Raw genomic sequence first — 16401 nt, 5'->3', positions numbered from 1 at the left:
CAAGCAGTTTGAGGGATACGCAAAATCGCCAACTACATAATATGCAAAGATTTAACGGAAATTCAAAATTTTTCGCAGCCATGCCCGATGCCTGAAAGTCACAACGGTGGGACGGAAGATTTTCTTTCCAATCTTGATCCGTGTTCATCCGCGTTCATCCGTGGTTCCTCTTCGATCTTAACTATCGCCCTCCGGCTCGATGCTGTCGCCCAGATAATGTTCCAATACGGTCATCAAGAGTTCCGACGACGCCGCTCGCGCTGGCACAGATGAAGAGGAACCACGGATGAACGCGGATGAACACGGATTTCAGGCAGATGGGAAATGGTTGATCACCCGTTTCCACTCCAGACGACCTCGTTTGAAATTCAGAATCAGACCCACGGGATGACCCGTGATCTTCAGATAATTGAGCATTTGACCGATCTCGTGATAAGTGATGCGATCGATGACTTTGGTGTCCACCACCACGAAACCGAACACAATGAGATCGGGAACGTATTCACCGACTTTGACGGTTTTATAAACAACATCGTACCGGGGCTGCTGGCTCCATGGGATGCCGCGCAATCCGAACTCGACGCATAGCGAATTCTCATAGGGTTTCTCCAGAAGTCCGTGCCCCAAGGCATTGAGCACCTCAAATGCGCAATTGATGATCTCGCCGGTCTCGACTTCAAATCTCAATCCGTGTGCATCCGCGTCCATCCGTGGTTCCCTCTTCTGCTTATCCCTCCCGCCCCGGCTTCAGCCAGTAAAGCACCGCCATCCTCACGGCGATTCCGTTTTCCACCTGGTCGTTGATGAGGCTGCGTTCGTAGTCCATGACGGCGTCGCAGAGTTCGACACCGCGGTTCACGGGGCCGGGGTGCATGAGGTAGAGTCCGCGGTCGCGGATGTCGGCGAGGCGGGCGTCGGTGATGCCGTAGAGGCGGTGGTATTCGCGGACGCTTGGGAAGTATTGCACGTCCTGCCGCTCCATCTGGACACGGAGGAGATAGACGAAGTCCGGCGACCAGGCCATGGCTTCCTTGTAGTCGGTGAAGCGGCGGATGTTTTCCGGGCCGTTCTTCGGGACGAGAGAGCCGGGTCCGAGGTAGGCGACGTCCACGCCGAGCTTTTTCAGGATCGTGCTGGTGGAGCGGGCGACGCGGGAGTGCAGGATGTCCCCGATGATGAGAACCTTTTTCCCCGTGGGATCCGGAAACTTTTCCTTGATGGTGAAGGCGTCCAGCAGGGCCTGGGTGGGATGCGCGTGCGCGCCGTCGCCGGCATTGATGACGGAGGCCTTCGTCTGCTTCGCGATCATGCCGGGCAGGCCGGAGCGGCCGTGGCGGACGATGATGTAGTCGGTCCGCATCGCCTGCAGCGTCTCGACGGTTTCCCGGACGGACTCGCCCTTGGTGATGGAGGAGTGCGCGACATCGAAGTTCGTGACATCGGCGGACAGGCGTTTGGCGGCGACCTCGAAGGAGGAGTGGGTGCGGGTGCTGGCTTCGTAGAAGAGCATGAGCACCGACTTGCCTTTCAGCGCGGGGACTTTTTTCACCGAGCGGGTGAAGAGATCCTTGAACGGAGCGGACTGCTCCAAGAGGTGTTCGATTTCCTCGCGGTCGAGAGAGGCGATGTCGAGTAGGTCTTTACGTGCCATGCTGGAGTTGGGGAAAATAATAGAGTGCGCCGAAGATGATGAGAAAGAGCGCCATCACCGCGATGAAGGCGGCGTGGTGGCGCGACAGCGGTTTTTTCACAAAGATGAACGTCGCGATGAGAAAAGCGGTCACCACGCAACCGGCGGGAACCATTTTGTCCACATCGTAAAAGTAGATTCCCGCGGCACTGCCGAGAACCAGCAGATATCCCGGAGCGTAGAGAACCGGATGCGCGGCCAGTACCGGCGGAGGAGCCGCCCCCACTGAATTGGCCAGCATCTCCCGGCGGCGGATCTCGCCCAGCTCCTCGTCGCTGTGACGATGGATCGGCAGGGTGGAATCCTTCGGCGGCGCGTGCGCGGCGGGCAGCGGGATTTGTTCGGACTTTCTCAACGAGCGCACCCTTTTCGGAGCTTTTGGCCCGGGCGGCGGATCCACTGCAAGGATCGGGTTTGGCACCGGCAGGAACGAACCCTGTGAGGGCGAAGCCTTCGTCGGATCCGCCGAGAGGACGGGAACCCGTTCCGAGCGTTTCAACGAATGGACCGCCTTGGGTTCCCTCGCCTCGACCGGTGGCGGAGCAGTGGCTGCCGGAGTTTGCGGAGCTTCGACCACCTCCGGAGGATCCGGCATTTTCCTGACAGGTGGCTCAACTGGCGCAGCCGCCGGAGCGGGGACAGCCACAGCGGTGGCGGGCTTCGGAGGGCTCTCCACCCCCGGGGCTTCTGCGACAGGAAATCCGCCAATACCGAGTGACTCGCGGAGTTTCGCGATCTCTTCGGCGGATTTCTTGCGCTGCGGTAAGCTCATGGATTTTCGTTTGAGACGATCCGGACCTCGTCCTTCCCGTCCGCCCCTTCCAGCGAGACCAATACATGATCCAATCGCCTCGTGTCGAGAGAGATGCCAACGTAATCGGGCTGGAGCGGCATTTCGCGGTGGCCGCGGTCGATGAGCACGGCCAGCTCGACCTTGGCCGGGCGGCCGTAGTCAGAAAGCGCGTCCAGCGCGGCGCGGATGGTGCGCCCGGTGAAAAGGACGTCGTCGACGAGAATGATGTGCGCTCCCTCGACGGTGAAAGCGATGTCGCTTTCCTGAAGACTCGGATTCGCGTGCAGGTGCTCGAAGTCGTCACGGTAGAGGGAGATGTCCAGCACGCCAAACGAAAGTTCCCAATCGTCGTCTTCAGACAAGATCGTCAGGACCCTCTCCGCCACTTCGTCACCACGGCTGCGGATGCCGACAAGGGCGATGGGCTTGCCGAGATGTTTCTCACGGATGGCCGCGGCGAGGCGGCCTACTCCGGCGGCGATTTCTTCTGCGTCGAGCGTGTGTTCCATGGGGAGTCAGAAATTGAAGATGCCAATGTCCCGACGGCGCTGCCGGCCGGGGAAATCCACGAGATCCGCCGCCGCATGGGCATCCGCCACGGCGGCTTCGCGGGTGTCACCGCCGGAGACGATGGCGAGCACGCGGCCGCCGTTCGTTTCCCAGGCGCCATCCGCCGTGCGTTTCGTACCGGAGTGATAGACCCGGGCATCCGTGACCTTCTCCAAACCGGAGATCCCATCACCGCTGCGCGAACTTTCCGGATAGCCGGCGGACGCGAGGATGACGCAGACGCTCCAGCCATCGCTGAAGCTCACGAGGTTTTCCTGCAGTTCGCCTTTCGCCCCGGCGAGGCAGAACGCGGCGAGATCGCCCTGAACCAGCGGCATCACCGCCTGGCACTCGGGATCGCCGAAACGGCAGTTGTATTCGATCACCTGCGGCCCGGCGGGCGTGAGCATGAGGCCGAAGTAAAGGAACCCGCGATAAGGCAATCCTTCCTTGCGCAATCCATCCACCGTAGGCCGGACGATTTCCTTTTCGATCCGCGCGAGCAGCTCAGGGGACACGAGCTGGCGGCTGGCCACAGCCCCCATGCCGCCGGTGTTCGGCCCGAGATCCCCATCCTGCGCCCGCTTGTAGTCACGCGCGGGGGTGAAGATGAGATACCGGTCGTCGATGATCGCGGCGAATATGGAAACCTCCGGGCCGGTGAGGCATTGCTCGACCAGCACCCGTCCGGCACCGAAACGCCGCTGGGTGAAGACCTCATCCAGGAAATCCAGCGCGGACGCCTCGTCGGGACAAACCGCCACGCCTTTTCCTGCGGCGAGGCCGTCGAATTTCAACACGGTCGGATATTCGCCAGCGATGGCGGCCACCGCTTCCTCCAGCGTGTCTGTCGCCGTCGCACGGGCCGTGGGGATGCCGTTTCGGACTAGAAACTCTTTTGCAAATTCCTTGCTGGCTTCAAGTTGCGCGGACTCCTTCGGCGGTCCCCAGCACGGAATGCCGTTGCGCTCGCACAGATTCGCAAGTCCCTCACCCTTCACCAGATAACTCTCCTCGCCCGCCACGCAGAGGTCGATGGCGTTCGCCGCCATCCACTCGACGAGAGTCTCCAGTCCATCCACAGGCACCGGTTTCGCCAGCTCGAAAATGGCATCGCTGCCGGGAAAGCAGAACAACTCCGGACTGCCCGGAGACTCCGCCAACGCCCTTACCAGCGCGTGCTCGCGCCCACCTTTGCCTACGACCAAAATTCTCATCCGCGCCCCTTCTGACGGAATCCGACCCCGGACTCAACCCCGAATCCATGCAAGAACTTGAATCCTCGCCCGGTAAGCGCTTTCATCCTCACCGATCCTACATGAAAACCCTCATTCCATCCGCCATCGTCGCCGCCCTGGCGGTCTTCGTCGTCGCCCAGAACCCCGGTGGCGAGCAGGCCCCGCCGGAAGCGCTTGAAAAAATCACCGCCGTCCTGCCGGACAAGCCCTTCGCCAAGCCGGCGAAAGCCCGGAAAGTCCTCATCTTTTCCAAGACCGCGGGCTTCCGCCACGCCTCCATCGCCACCGGCAAGGTCGCCTTCACCGAAATGGGGAAAAAGACCGGAGCCTTCGAGACCGTGATCAGCGATGATCTCTCGAACTTCGAAGCCGCGAAAATCAAGTCCTTCGACGGCATCCTCTTCCTCAGCACCACCATGAACCCCTTCGCCGCCAGCAAGGATGAATTGGAAAAAATGACGGACAAGGAGAAGCAGGCGAGCGCCAAGCATGAACAGACGCTCAAGGACAACCTCATGAAATTCGTCAAAACCGGCGGAGCCTTCATCGGCATCCACGCCGCCACGGACACCTTCTATGAATGGGAGGAATATGGCAAGATGGTGAACGGCTTCTTCGACGGCCATCCATGGGGGGCCGGCACGCAGGTCAGCATCAAGGTGGAGCCCGGTCAGGAGAAACACCCGCTCGTCGCCATGTTCGACGGCCAGAATGTCGATTTCAAGGAAGAGATCTACCAGCTCAAGGATCCGTATGACTCCAAGGCGGTGCACATGCTGCTGCGCCTCGATCCGGAGAAGTCCGACATGAGCGTCGGCGGCATCAAGCGTGAGGACAAGGACTTCGGCGTCTCATGGGTGCGGAACTGGGGGAAAGGCCGTGTCTTCTATTGCTCGCTCGGTCACAACCACGAGATGTATTGGCACCCGAAAGTGGTCCGCCACTATCTCGCCGGCATCCAGTGGGCGCTGGGGGATTATGACGTGAAGATCAAATAGGCTGGCTAATTCTCTGCCGGTTGTCGCCGCAACCTTCGGCTTCTTTGGTGGGAGAGGCCGATATTGCGGCTTCTCCGGGAGGAAGCCGCCTCTCTCACACCTTGTAATGATGGCTGGGTATGTAAAATCTCAGGGATGAACGAATACTTCACACTCGATTCCCTCCGCGAATTCATCGACAAAACCAACCGCAGCATGAGGCTGGCACCCTTGGTGTTGGATTTCGCGACCAAACTCGCAGCCGGAGACGAAGGACCCCAAGGATGAGGCCGATCCACAAAACCGGGAGGAAAATGATGCTCTCATATCCCCCCGGTCCTTGGATCGATCCATCGCAACACGTATCGTGAAGAGGAACTGTTCGACCTAACGATTCCTGCCCCGGCGCTCTTCGTCATCCCTCTGCTGCCGTTGGCGTTGGTTTTCCTGCTGCTGCCGCTGACGTTGTTGGTTTTCCTCCTGCTGGCGCTGACGCTGTTGGTTTTCCTCCTGTTGCCGCTGACGCTGGTTCTCCTCTTGCTGGCGCTGACGCTGGTTTTCCTCCTGACGCTGCCGTTGGTTTTCCTCTTGTTGCCGCTGGCGGACCTCTTCCTGCTGGCGACGGTTCTCCTCTTGCTGGCGCTGGCGTTGCATTTCCTCCTGACGTTGACGCTGGTTCTCCTCCTGCTGGCGCTGGCGGGCCTCATCCTGCTGGCGACGGTTCTCCTCTTGCTGGCGCTGACGTTGCGTTTCCTCCTGACGCTGACGCTGGCTTTCCTCTTGTTGGCGCTGACGTTGGTTCTCCTCCTGGCGGCGCTGGCGGACCTCCTCCTGTTGGCGGAGTTCTTCCTGCTGGCGGCGCTTCTCTTCCTGCTGACGCTGGCGTTGCGTTTCCTGCTGACGCTCACGCTGGCTTTCCTCCTGCCCCTGGCGTTGGTTTTCGTCCTTCTGGCGACGTTGGTTCTCCTCCTGCTGCTGAAGTTGGTTCCGATCCTTTTCCTGCGTTTGCTTGCGGGCCTGCTCGGAGTCACGTTGCTGCTTCTCGGTTTTCTGCCACTGCTGCTCCTGATCACGCTTCACGCCTTCTTCGCGCTGACGATCGGTCTGACGTTGTTGCTCCCGACGGTTGTCTTCTTCCTGCCGTCGTTGGCGCTCCTGTTCCTGGCGTCCCGGATCCTTGTCCGGCATGATATTTGGTCCGCGGTCCCCGCCTTGATCCTCACGCTGTTCTTCACGAGGGTTGCCTTGTTGATCCTCCCGCTGGTCTCCAGGCTGATCCCCACGTTGGTTTCCTTGTTGATCTCCTCGTTGACCTTCACGACTCCCGATCTCCGGGCGGGACGGACGCGTGGTTCCTCCCACGCGTTCCGGCCCCTTTGGCGGGTTGCGCTCCGGATTCGGCTGGCGATCGGCGTTGCCGGTGCCGCGGTCATCGCGCTGTTCTTCCCGATTTCCCGCAGCTTCTCTCCGTGGCCGGTCACGCTCTACCGCGACCTCGCGGATTTCCTCACGGGCCCCCTTGGGATTCTCCTTCTGGCGGCTTTGCTGGAGTTGCTCCCGGCGGCGCTGCTGGAATTTTTCCACACCACCCAGCTTGTCGATAGTCTCATCCGCACGCTCCCGTCCTTCCTGACGGCTCTGACGATAACGACCGGCGATTTCGCCGCTCAACTGGCGATCTCGTTCCACATTGACCGAATCCATGCGACCCCGGATCTGCTTCGGGCGCAGTCCTTCGTTCCACCGGGCATCCAGATTCGGAGCCGATACCTTCAGGCGGTCACCGATGACGCGTGACCGCATCTCGGAGTGACCGCGCCTCTCCATATCGATCCGGTAGAACGGAACGGGCCTGCCGGCACGCTCGTTCACGCGCTTGTATCTCGGGCCGCCACAGATGACCTGGCGGTTCTGGACGTGGATGTAGGTGATGTTCGTGGTCTGCTGATAGTAATTCACGTTCACGTTCAGCGGCAGGCAATGATCGTAAACCGGATTTCCGAAATTCCGGACCTCCACGAAACTGAACCACGCCGCGCCGATGCCGAATTGCACATCCACCGTGGCATCCCACGCATGGTCGCGATAGGCCAGGGTTTCGGGCGGCAGCGGCGCCCAGCCGATGCAGTTGTCGTTTTCCCGCCAGGAAACCCAGCTTGGCGCCCATTCGGTGCCCGGCACCCAGATCCAGCCGCGCCCGCGCAACAGGGCCCACCTGCCGTAGTGATAGGTCGCCCAGCCGAAAGGTTCGTCGGAAATCCATGTCCAGCCACGATCGCTGCATGCCCAGCGTCCCCGGGAATAAGGCCGCCAGTTCGAGTCCCGGACAGCGACCGGCTGCCACACGTAGCCGTAGTCGTCCGTTTCGAACCAGGAACCATAGGAGGCGAGGGAATCGTAAAAAGTTCCATAGTCCGCGACGGGTTCGAGTTGTTCGGTCGCCTCGAATGGCAGCGCCTCGCGTCCGGCCATTTCCCGCTCCTTCTCGCTGAGTTTCGCGGACTTCGCCGCAAGATCATCCTGTTTCTCATCCAGGCTGATCTGGAATTTCTCCAGCTTTCCCTCCCGGGCAGCCAGCTCCTCCTCGCGCTTGCGGATCGCCTCTGCCTGTGCGGCCGCGGCTTCCCCCTGTTCGCGCTCCAAGGCCACGCGGTCGGCTTCGATCCTCGCCCGTTCCCGTTCGATGGCATCACGCTCGACCGCCAGCTTCTGCTCTTCCAGCTCCCGCTCCAGTTCGCGCTGCCGGGTGGTGGCGTCGTTATTCTTCCGTTCGAGCTCCGCGAGCTTGTCGGACAGTCCGCTGTCTTTCTTGTCGCAACCGGTTGCGGCAAACAGGACCAGCGCGGCGAAGGGGATGAAATGTGGGCTCTTCATGAGTTTTCTGGAGTGCTGTTTATTCCGACGAAACCCGCAAGAGGAACATTCAGAAAATTTTTCTCAGTCGGCCGCCGGCACTGATATTTCAAAAACCACCCTGGGCTGCCCGGTGCGTCCGCCGGAGAGCTCGGTCCTGGTCAGACGCACGCCCAGCAGTTGCTCCATCATCCGCTGCTCCATGGCCACCGCCCGGGGATATTTTTCAAAAAGCCGCTGCAAGGGGTTGTGCAGTTCCTCCATGCGGAAGACGCCATCCACCACCCCACCCTGCCCGCAACAGCCCTCTTTCTGCCTCAGCGCGGCGAGTTTGAGCGCTTTTTCCACCAAGGTGTCTTCCTTGGACAGCAGGGGCAGCCATTTGTCGTGGAGCTTTTGGAAATGCTGGAAAAACAGCTTGTCCGGAGTGCTCTCTCCCAACAATTGCTTCGCATCCTCCAGCAAATCGAGGGTGAACCCCAACCCCGCCTGTGGAAACAGTGCGTCTGATTTCAGGCTCAGGCTGTAGAAAATCTCCGGCCTACCGACTGCCGTCCGCGGAACCCTGGACCGATCTAGGTATCCCAGGGCGGTGAGTTCCTCGCAGTGTTGTTTCACCGCCATGTAGCTCGAGTCCACCGCCCGCGCCAGATCGCTGACGGGAAGTCCCCCAGAGAACTTGAGTTTTTCAAGAACCGCACGCCATTGCGGTTTGATCAGGTCTTGGAATACCGGAAGAAGCATGGTTCACCTCTGGATTTGCCCGGAACCATCCTCACCCGAGGAAGCTGTTCCTCCTCGCCTGAGTCCGGCCTGTCCGGGCATTTCAATCAACGTTTCACCCGCACGAGAACCGGCTCAGGGGCGGGCTGAGGAACAGCCTTCGCCACTTCCTCCGCCACCCGTTTCAGCAGGGACATAAGTGAGGAAGTCAGAAAAAAGGGTTTCGGAAGAGCGGCTGGTTTCACTCCCAGGCTTTTTATGCGGGTGACTTTCATGGTGGGATTTTCTAGTTGTCGCCGGAATCAAACGATTTTGCCCGGTTATCTGAGGTTTAAAGCCGCAAACCCGATCGTGCAAATTTTAATATGCCCCGGCCCCGAACTATTGATCGATCACCTTCAAGCGTCCTAAAAACCGAATAAACTTCTCGATTCCCGAACTTCATTCGTCCTACCTCCTAGCCCCATGTCCGCACGCACCGGCATCCTCCTCGTTGTCTCAGGCCCTTCCGGGTCGGGAAAAACCACGCTCTGCCGGAGACTCGCCGGGTCTGGCGAAGTCCACTACTCCATCTCCTGCACCACCCGTCCCCCGCGTCCCGGTGAGGAAAACGGCAGGGACTACCATTTCCTCAGCAAGGAGGATTTCTTCCAGCGCCTCGAAGCAGGCGATTTCCTGGAACACGCGGTGGTTCATGGAAATCTCTACGGGTCCTTGAAATCGGAGGTTCTCTCCTACCTCCAGGCCGGTACGGACGTGGTCATGGACATCGATATCCAGGGAGCCGAGCAGGTGAGGAACTGTCAGGATCCGGACATCCGGAACGCCTTCACCGACCTTTTCGTCATGCCGCCCAGCGAGGAGGAACTCCACGCCCGGCTCTCCGGACGGGGTACGGACAGCGCGGAAACCATCGCCTTGCGCATGACAAACGCGCTTGAGGAAATGAGCCACTGGCGGAGCTACGCCTACCGTCTGCTGTCCTCGGACCGCGAGGAGGACTACTCCAGATTCCAAGCGCTCGTCACCGCCGAGCGGCTGCGCGTGTCGAGAATCTCCTGATTCCCTTTCCGCGGTGGAATTTCCGGCCGCGCGAGACACGGGCCGGACATCATGCGGAAATCAGCGGCGTCTGCGCAAGAGACCGAGCATCCCTATCGCACCGAAGACAGCCGCGGACGGCTCGGGGATGGTCGCGGCCTGAAGGAGGCTGGTGTCAGAAATGCGGAGTTCGTCCCACGTGAAACTGAAGGTGTTGTTTCCGGTGCCGTTGCTCTGAAGTCCGAACAGGTGCAGGTAGGACATCGGAGCAATGGCGGCGGCCGCCGTCGCGCTTCCTTTCCAGACGACCTCCGTGTCCGCGGTTCCCAGCGCCGCCCCGTCCAGGCCGGTGGCGTCGAGTGTGTCGGAATCCAGATAGTTCGTCAGCTGCCCCTGATTCAAAACCCATGCCGATGTGGTTCCCATGGTGGCGTTGAACGTGAAAAGCATGAGGTAGGTTTCATTGGCCGTCAGCGACACGGTGGGGGTGCCCCATGTGTTCGTTTGCTGGGCGCGGATTCCCGGGCTCTCCAAGGCAGGGGACGCGGCACTGTTGTAGCCGTTGCCCGCCCACACGAAAGCCGCGGTGTTGTCCGTGTTGTTGTTCGCGGCCCCGACGGCGAAGGATCCAAGTGTCTTGGCGTTCGAGGTGTGGGTGGTGGTCGAAAAAAGATAGCTTCCATAGAGCTGGTCGGCCGGCAGGGCCTGGCCCAGGGCTGCGGTGGCCCTATAGGTGGTGTTGCCGCCGGAACCCAACCTGAGGCTTCCTCCGGCGGAATAGACGCCCGCGAGGGACAAGCCCGGACTTTGATAATTGTGATGGGCCGAGCCTCCCGTCCAGCTTCCGCTCAACCCCAGTCCCGAGACGGCCTGGCCATTGATCGCCCCCACATTGTAGCCGCTGAAGCTTTCGTTCACGAGAATCGCCGCTTGGGAAACCGCTGTCGCGGCAACCAGCGCCAGGGGTATCAAATGCATGCGGAATGAAGAGGAGGGATGGGTTCGCGATGGGCTTGTCATGATTTACGTTGAACTAGCAGGTAATGAGGCTGTTCCCGTGGGGGCGGGATTACGGAAGGGATCTGCCGCTTCGTTGTTATGCGGCCGCCCGTCGGTTTCTTAGCAGACTTTTTTGGCAGGTCGCACCGGGACACATGGAGCCTTCATCCGGGTGGCCGGGTAGGACGGGACCAGAACGTGGAGTGATAGTTACCCACGCATTCCTCAGTAAGTCATCTCCCCATGCGCTTGCCATCCACCTTCATCGCGCTCGTTCTCACCACCGGAGCCTTCGCCCAGAGCACTCCGCCGAAAATCCCTCCGGCCGGCATCACCCTGCCGGATGCCGATCGCGCCGAACTGACAGCCGGAACCGAGGCGCTGCAAAAGGAGATCACACAGCTCACCCGCAAGCTTTCCCCGGATCCCGAACTGCTCGCCCTTCTCCCGGATGTGGAGATTTTCCACAAGGCGGTCGCGTGGTCGCTTGCGGACAATACGATCTATTCTCCACAGGAGATCGCCTTTGCCAAACACCTGCTCTCCGAGGGACAGGAACGCGCCAAACAACTGAGTTTGAAAAAATCACCGTGGCTGGCTGCGAAGGGCCTCATCGTCCGTGGCTATCGCTCGAAGATCGACAACTCCGTGCAACCCTACGGTCTGGTGGTTCCGGAAGATCTGGATCTCAGGAAACCGGTGCCACTCATGGTCTGGCTGCTCGGGCGGGGCGAAAAGCGCACCGAACTCGCCTTCCTCGCCGAGCGGGAAGGTGGCCCGCCGCAGCTCACACCGAAAGGAACCATCACCGTCATCCCTTACGGTCGTTTTTGTAATGCGACCAAATTCGCCGGGGAAACCGACGTGATGGAAGCGCTCGCAGCCGTCCGCGCCCGGTATGAGATCGATCCACAGCGCATCGCGGTCGCAGGATTCTCCATGGGTGGTGGCAGCACCTGGCACCTCGCCACCCATTTCCCCGGCCTCTGGTGCGCCGCCTCCCCGGGAGCCGGTTTTGCGGAAACCCCCATTTTCACCAAAGCCAGCGATCCCGGGAAAGAAGCCCGTCCGGCTTGGGAGCAGACTCTCTGGCGGCAATATGAGGCGACCGGCATTTCACAAAATCTCTCCAACGTCCCGACACTCGCCTACTCCGGGGAAACCGACGGACAGAAAGAGGCCTCCGATCTGATGGAAGCCGCGATGGCCAAGGAAAATCTCAAGCTGGAGCGTTTCATCGGACCGAAAACCGGCCACCAGTATCACCCGGAAACTAAGGCGGAACTCACCGCACGGCTCGAAGAATCCATCGCCAAAGGTCGTGAACCCTCACCATCATCCATCCGCTTTTCGACCTACACCCTCCGTTATCCGGAATGCGCCTGGTTCCGGATCGACCGCCTCGGCGAACACTGGCAACGCGCGGATGCTTCCGCGCGACGTTCGGCCAATGGCGACATCTCCCTCGATCTGAAAAACATCACCGCCTTCACCATCCGCGGAGTGAAATTCGGAAGTGTCTCCATCGGTGGCCGGAGCATCCCGAACATTCCCGTTTCCACCGAGCCCCACCATTTCGTGTGCGAAGAAGGAGTGTGGAAAACGGTTGGTTCACCCCCTGCCACGGACAAGCGCCCCGGCCTCACCGGGCCGGTGGATGATGCGTTCATGGACTCCTTCGTTTTCGTCCGACCGACCGGACAACCCTTCACCCCGGCCCTCGGCAGATGGGTATCGGACGAACTGGCAGCGTCACGCCAGCTCTGGCACGATGTCTTCCGGGGAGAGGTGCCGGTCGTTGATGACTCCGCGGTCAGCGACAATGACATCGCCAACAAGAACCTCATCCTCTGGGGCGATCCTTCATCCAACAGGGTGATCGCGAAAATCCTTCCCAAACTCCCCCTTCATTGGACCAGGGAAAACATCATCTTCCGTGACCGGAAATACGATGGCGCGGATCACGCCCCCATCCTTGTTTTCCCCAATCCCCTCAACCCGGACCGCTACGTCGTCTTGAACAGCGGGATCGATTTCCGCGCCGACGGCTATGGCAACAACGCCCTGCAAACACCAAAACTCCCCGACTGGGCCATTGTCGACCTCTCGACCCCGCCCGGCCCGCGCTGGCCGGGAAAAATCGAAACGGCGGGCTTCTTCAACGAGCAGTGGAAATAGCGACGGGCGGCTCAATCGGATGACCGGCGGTCAGCTGCCTGCAAGAAATTTCAGGACATCCTCCGCCTGCTTTTCAGTGGAGGCGTTCTGGTCCGCCCAGACCAGCTTTCCGTCCTTGAAAAGGAACGCCTGCCGCTTGGAAAAGCCCATGTTTTTCGGCACGCCGAAGGCGTCGACCACCTTGCTGTCCGAATCGGCAAGGAGGTCGAAGGGGAGCTTGTATTTTTCCTTGAACGCCTTCTGTGCCTCAACCTTGTCCGTGCTGACGCCATAGATTTTCACGCCCTTTTCCGTCAGGGCGGTGTAGGAATCCCGCAGACTGCACGCCTGCTTGGTGCAGCCGGGAGTGTCGGCCTTCGGGTAGAAATAAACCAGCGTGTATCCCTTGGCTCCGGCCTCGGCCAGCTTCACCAGTTGGTCGTCCTGGTTCTTCTGCTCCACGACAGGGAGGGACGCTCCGACGGCAAGCGGCTCGGCGTGCGCGCCGCCTGTGAGGATGGTCGCGGTGACCGCGCTGAAAATCTGGGTGATGCTTTTCATTTGTCCGGAGTTTACACGGAATTTCCGAATGGCAACCGGGATTTCTACGATCGGGGGAGTCGCGGATCTGACCAAATTCTCACCATTTTGGAGTGGAAAATTGCGTCTTGTATCCATTCCCCCGATCCAATCATGATCTGCTCAGTCCATGCCGAAGAACGGAACCGAGCAAGAAATCATCTATCAGGGGATACCAGCTTCTCCAGGGATTGCCATCGCTCCGGTTCACGTCATCGCCCGTGGATTTTCCGCTCCCGAGGTTTATGAAATTCCGGAAGGAGAGGTGGAGCGTGAGAAGGAAAGATTCCGTGACGCCCTGGATCTGACCAAGCGGCAGTTGATCGAATTGCAAAGCCGGTTGGAGGATCTGTCGGGTGACAAGGAGAGCGGAATTTTCGAAGCTCACGTGATGATCCTGGAGGACCGTTCGGTGGTGGACCGCGTGCAGAACGCGATCGCCCGGCGTCTGCAGAATGCCGAGTACGCGTTCTACGCGGTGATGCAGAATTTCCTGGAAGCCATGCGCCGCATTCCGGATCCCTACCTGCGCGAGAGGACGGCGGACATCGAGGACGTCGCCCAGCGTGTCCTGAGGAATTTCAGCACCGAGGGAGACAGCCGTCCCCAGGGGCCGGAAGACCAGCACGTGCTGGTCGCCTACGACCTGGCACCATCCGACACCGCGTCCATGAACCGGCGGCATGTCCTGGGTTTCGCGACCGAACAAGGAAGCGTGAACTCGCACACGGCGATCCTCGCCCGCGCGTTCGGCATTCCCGCGGTGGTCGGACTGGACGGCGCGGTCATCGACATCATCGCGCTGACTCCGTCCATTCTCGACGGCTACACCGGCAAGCTGATCCTGTATCCCTCGGAGGACACGCTCGAGCGCTACAGGAATCTGACGCTGGCGAAGGAAAAGGTGCGGAATTCGCTGGATGCGATGCGCGGAGCCGCCACGGAAACCGTGGATGGCCGCCCCCTCACCGTTTCCGCGAACATCGAACTTGCGGATGAGCTCGCCCCCGTCAAACACAGCGGGGCGAAGGGCATCGGCCTCTACCGCACCGAGTTCCTGTTGCTGAACGGCGAGGAAATGCCGGATGAAAAACATCAGGCGGAGGTTTATTCCAAAGTCGCGCGCGAGATGGCGCCGCACACGGTCATCATCCGCACGCTGGATGCGGGCGGCGACAAGCTGCCCGTGGAACCCCTGACCGATCTGGAGCCGAACCCGTTCCTCGGCTGGCGTGGCATCCGCGTTTCGCTGGCAAGGCCCGCGATGTTCCGCGAACAGATCCGCGCGATCCTGCGGGCGAGCGCGCTTGGAAAAGTCGCGGTGATGTTCCCGATGATTTCCGGCCTTTCGGAAGTGCTGCGAAGCAAGGAAATGGTGCACCGCTGCATGGATGAATTGGAAAAAGAAGGCATCGCCTTCGACCGCGACCTGCCGATCGGCATCATGATCGAGGTTCCCGCCGCGGCGATCTGTGCGGATCTGCTCGCACCCGAGGTGGATTTCTTCTCCATCGGCACCAACGACCTCATTCAATACACCGTCGCGGCGGACCGTGTGAATCCTCACGTCGCGGAGCTTTACCGCCCCACCCACCCGGCGGTCATCCGTCTCATCAAGCGCACCATCGACGCCGCCACCGACAACGGCATCTGGACGGGAATCTGCGGTGAGATGGCCGGAGACATCCGCCTGACCCCTCTTCTGTTGGGGCTCGGTGTGGAAGAGCTTTCCGTGGGACCACAGCAGGTGCCGCGCGTGGGTCAGGCAATCCGCTCCCTCAGCCATGCCGAGTGCGCGGCCATGGCGGACGAAGCGCTGCGGAATCCCCGCAGCCAGGGCATCCTGGATCTGTCGATGTCGCTTGCCCGCAAGCACTATGCGAATCTGCTGGATTAGCAACGCAGGGGGCCTGGCCGGTTGGGAGCGATTTCCGGAATAAAAAACCCCGTTTCCGTTCCCACAACGGTGGGCTTCGACGGTGGTTTCACTCCGGCTTTCGAGCCCATACGATTCCGCATGCTCAGACTGACGAGATGGCATTATGCGGCACGGAGGAATCCGCTATGATGACGGCATGACAGCAAACCTCAATCTGATCGTCCGCCGCGCCGGCGACCGCGGACATGCCAACCACGGCTGGCTTGACAGCTGGCACACGTTCTCCTTCGCCGACTACTACGACCCCTCCCACATGGGCTTCCGTTCGCTGCGCGTCATCAATGACGACCGCATCGCCGCCGGCGGAGGTTTCCCCACCCACCCGCACCGGGACATGGAAATCTTTTCGTATCTGTTGGCCGGCAATCTCGCCCACCAGGACTCCATGGGAAACAGCCGGGTCCTCAAGCCCGGGGAGATCCAGCTGATGCGCGCCGGATCGGGCGTGAGGCATTCGGAGTTCAACCCCTCGTCCACAGAACCCGCCCACCTTCTGCAGATCTGGATCACTCCCGACACCCGCGGACTGGAACCGGCCTACACCGAGTGGACTCCCGCTCCTGGTCGTGAGGATGAAGCAAAGACACTCGTGATTTCATCGGATGGCCGCGACAATTCCGCGACCATCGCACAAGATGCCTCGATCTACCTCCTCAAGCTGAAACCCGGTGTTCCGGCACGCCACGAGCTGGCAGCCGGACGCGGTTTGTGGCTGCACGTCGCCAAGGGAGCAATCACCGTGAACGGCGTCGACCTGGTTGCCGGCGACGCCGTATCCCTCGAAGAACCCGGTGGACTCGAAATCACCTCCGACAACGGATTTTCCGAGGCGATTCTCTTTGACCTTGGCTGAATCCGCCTAA

15 protein-coding genes are annotated in these 16401 nt (G+C 60.5%); 6 read left to right on the top strand and 9 right to left on the bottom strand.

Features of this window, described 5'->3' with window-relative positions; genetic code table 11:
* Positions 1 to 309: 309 nt before the first annotated feature.
* The 5 genes from JIN84_RS13155 to purD are packed head-to-tail and all read right to left on the bottom strand — an operon-like array spanning position 310 to position 4249.
* Positions 310 to 708, bottom strand: a complete 399-nt coding sequence (locus JIN84_RS13155) for a GxxExxY protein (protein ID WP_200351500.1) — start codon at positions 706 to 708, stop codon at positions 310 to 312.
* 19 nt (positions 709 to 727) lie between these two features.
* Positions 728 to 1651 (bottom strand): aspartate carbamoyltransferase catalytic subunit, encoded by a 924-nt coding sequence (locus JIN84_RS13150; RefSeq protein WP_200351499.1) that lies wholly within the window; start codon positions 1649 to 1651, stop codon positions 728 to 730.
* Positions 1641 to 2462, bottom strand: a complete 822-nt coding sequence (locus tag JIN84_RS13145; RefSeq protein ID WP_200351498.1) for a hypothetical protein — start codon at positions 2460 to 2462, stop codon at positions 1641 to 1643. Before JIN84_RS13145 ends, JIN84_RS13150 begins: the two co-directional genes overlap by 11 nt.
* The gene (pyrR, locus tag JIN84_RS13140; protein WP_200351497.1) at positions 2459 to 2992 is read right to left on the bottom strand and encodes a bifunctional pyr operon transcriptional regulator/uracil phosphoribosyltransferase PyrR; all 534 of its coding nucleotides are present in this window, start codon (positions 2990 to 2992) and stop codon (positions 2459 to 2461) included. The genes JIN84_RS13145 and pyrR overlap by 4 nt, the downstream gene beginning before the upstream one ends.
* Before the next feature lie 6 nt (positions 2993 to 2998).
* Complete coding sequence (gene purD, locus JIN84_RS13135; protein ID WP_200351496.1) at positions 2999 to 4249, bottom strand: phosphoribosylamine--glycine ligase; 1251 nt, start codon at positions 4247 to 4249, stop codon at positions 2999 to 3001.
* Positions 4250 to 4350: 101 nt separating this feature from the next.
* Between purD and JIN84_RS13130 the strand changes: the two genes are divergently transcribed.
* Both JIN84_RS13130 and JIN84_RS23270 read left to right on the top strand, forming a co-directional pair.
* Positions 4351 to 5268: a ThuA domain-containing protein gene (locus tag JIN84_RS13130; RefSeq protein ID WP_200351495.1), complete on the top strand. Its 918-nt coding sequence runs from the start codon at positions 4351 to 4353 to the stop codon at positions 5266 to 5268.
* 135 nt (positions 5269 to 5403) lie between these two features.
* A complete protein-coding gene (locus JIN84_RS23270; protein WP_267908229.1) occupies positions 5404 to 5535 on the top strand; it encodes a hypothetical protein in 132 nt (43 codons plus the stop codon).
* Positions 5536 to 5634: 99 nt separating this feature from the next.
* Here the strand turns inward: JIN84_RS23270 and JIN84_RS13125 are convergent, their stop codons facing one another.
* Together JIN84_RS13125 and JIN84_RS13120 are read right to left on the bottom strand one after the other, a co-directional pair.
* The gene (locus JIN84_RS13125; protein ID WP_200351494.1) at positions 5635 to 8121 is read right to left on the bottom strand and encodes a DUF6600 domain-containing protein; all 2487 of its coding nucleotides are present in this window, start codon (positions 8119 to 8121) and stop codon (positions 5635 to 5637) included.
* A 63-nt stretch (positions 8122 to 8184) separates the two neighbouring features.
* Complete coding sequence (locus JIN84_RS13120; protein WP_200351493.1) at positions 8185 to 8844, bottom strand: helix-turn-helix transcriptional regulator; 660 nt, start codon at positions 8842 to 8844, stop codon at positions 8185 to 8187.
* Between the two features lie 444 nt (positions 8845 to 9288).
* Here JIN84_RS13120 and gmk point away from each other — a divergent pair, with 444 nt between their 5' ends.
* Positions 9289 to 9885, top strand: coding sequence for a guanylate kinase (gene gmk / locus JIN84_RS13115; RefSeq protein ID WP_200351492.1), 597 nt, complete (start codon positions 9289 to 9291; stop codon positions 9883 to 9885).
* A 60-nt stretch (positions 9886 to 9945) separates the two neighbouring features.
* Here gmk and JIN84_RS13110 read toward each other — a convergent pair whose 3' ends face one another.
* Positions 9946 to 10842 (bottom strand): hypothetical protein, encoded by an 897-nt coding sequence (locus tag JIN84_RS13110; protein ID WP_200351491.1) that lies wholly within the window; start codon positions 10840 to 10842, stop codon positions 9946 to 9948.
* Positions 10843 to 11106: 264 nt separating this feature from the next.
* On the opposite strand from JIN84_RS13110, the gene JIN84_RS13105 reads away from it, so the two are divergent.
* Positions 11107 to 13041 carry a prolyl oligopeptidase family serine peptidase gene (locus tag JIN84_RS13105; RefSeq protein WP_200351490.1) on the top strand — a complete coding sequence of 645 codons (1935 nt, stop codon included), beginning with the start codon at positions 11107 to 11109 and terminating at the stop codon, positions 13039 to 13041.
* Positions 13042 to 13071: 30 nt separating this feature from the next.
* Here the strand turns inward: JIN84_RS13105 and JIN84_RS13100 are convergent, their stop codons facing one another.
* Positions 13072 to 13581: a peroxiredoxin gene (locus JIN84_RS13100; RefSeq protein WP_200351489.1), complete on the bottom strand. Its 510-nt coding sequence runs from the start codon at positions 13579 to 13581 to the stop codon at positions 13072 to 13074.
* Between the two features lie 148 nt (positions 13582 to 13729).
* Here JIN84_RS13100 and ptsP point away from each other — a divergent pair, with 148 nt between their 5' ends.
* The gene (gene ptsP, locus JIN84_RS13095) at positions 13730 to 15496 is read left to right on the top strand and encodes a phosphoenolpyruvate--protein phosphotransferase (RefSeq protein WP_200351488.1); all 1767 of its coding nucleotides are present in this window, start codon (positions 13730 to 13732) and stop codon (positions 15494 to 15496) included.
* 178 nt (positions 15497 to 15674) lie between these two features.
* The gene (locus JIN84_RS13090) at positions 15675 to 16391 is read left to right on the top strand and encodes a pirin family protein (protein WP_200351487.1); all 717 of its coding nucleotides are present in this window, start codon (positions 15675 to 15677) and stop codon (positions 16389 to 16391) included.
* Positions 16392 to 16401 lie beyond the last annotated feature (10 nt).

It is taken from the genome of Luteolibacter yonseiensis (assembly GCF_016595465.1).
Lineage (GTDB): Bacteria > Verrucomicrobiota > Verrucomicrobiia > Verrucomicrobiales > Akkermansiaceae > Luteolibacter > Luteolibacter yonseiensis.
The sequence above is the reverse complement of the archived record's forward strand: the minus strand, read 5'-3'. Positions and strand labels throughout refer to the sequence as shown.

Coding starts and splice junctions, on each gene's coding strand:
- JIN84_RS13155 (WP_200351500.1), bottom strand. CDS start 708: ATGGACGCGGATGCACACGGATTGAGATTTGAAGTCGAGACCGGCGAG.
- JIN84_RS13150 (WP_200351499.1), bottom strand. CDS start 1,651: ATGGCACGTAAAGACCTACTCGACATCGCCTCTCTCGACCGCGAGGAA.
- JIN84_RS13145 (WP_200351498.1), bottom strand. CDS start 2,462: ATGAGCTTACCGCAGCGCAAGAAATCCGCCGAAGAGATCGCGAAACTC.
- pyrR (WP_200351497.1), bottom strand. CDS start 2,992: ATGGAACACACGCTCGACGCAGAAGAAATCGCCGCCGGAGTAGGCCGC.
- purD (WP_200351496.1), bottom strand. CDS start 4,249: ATGAGAATTTTGGTCGTAGGCAAAGGTGGGCGCGAGCACGCGCTGGTA.
- JIN84_RS13130 (WP_200351495.1), top strand. CDS start 4,351: ATGAAAACCCTCATTCCATCCGCCATCGTCGCCGCCCTGGCGGTCTTC.
- JIN84_RS23270 (WP_267908229.1), top strand. CDS start 5,404: ATGAACGAATACTTCACACTCGATTCCCTCCGCGAATTCATCGACAAA.
- JIN84_RS13125 (WP_200351494.1), bottom strand. CDS start 8,121: ATGAAGAGCCCACATTTCATCCCCTTCGCCGCGCTGGTCCTGTTTGCC.
- JIN84_RS13120 (WP_200351493.1), bottom strand. CDS start 8,844: ATGCTTCTTCCGGTATTCCAAGACCTGATCAAACCGCAATGGCGTGCG.
- gmk (WP_200351492.1), top strand. CDS start 9,289: ATGTCCGCACGCACCGGCATCCTCCTCGTTGTCTCAGGCCCTTCCGGG.
- JIN84_RS13110 (WP_200351491.1), bottom strand. CDS start 10,842: ATGCATTTGATACCCCTGGCGCTGGTTGCCGCGACAGCGGTTTCCCAA.
- JIN84_RS13105 (WP_200351490.1), top strand. CDS start 11,107: ATGCGCTTGCCATCCACCTTCATCGCGCTCGTTCTCACCACCGGAGCC.
- JIN84_RS13100 (WP_200351489.1), bottom strand. CDS start 13,581: ATGAAAAGCATCACCCAGATTTTCAGCGCGGTCACCGCGACCATCCTC.
- ptsP (WP_200351488.1), top strand. CDS start 13,730: ATGCCGAAGAACGGAACCGAGCAAGAAATCATCTATCAGGGGATACCA.
- JIN84_RS13090 (WP_200351487.1), top strand. CDS start 15,675: ATGACAGCAAACCTCAATCTGATCGTCCGCCGCGCCGGCGACCGCGGA.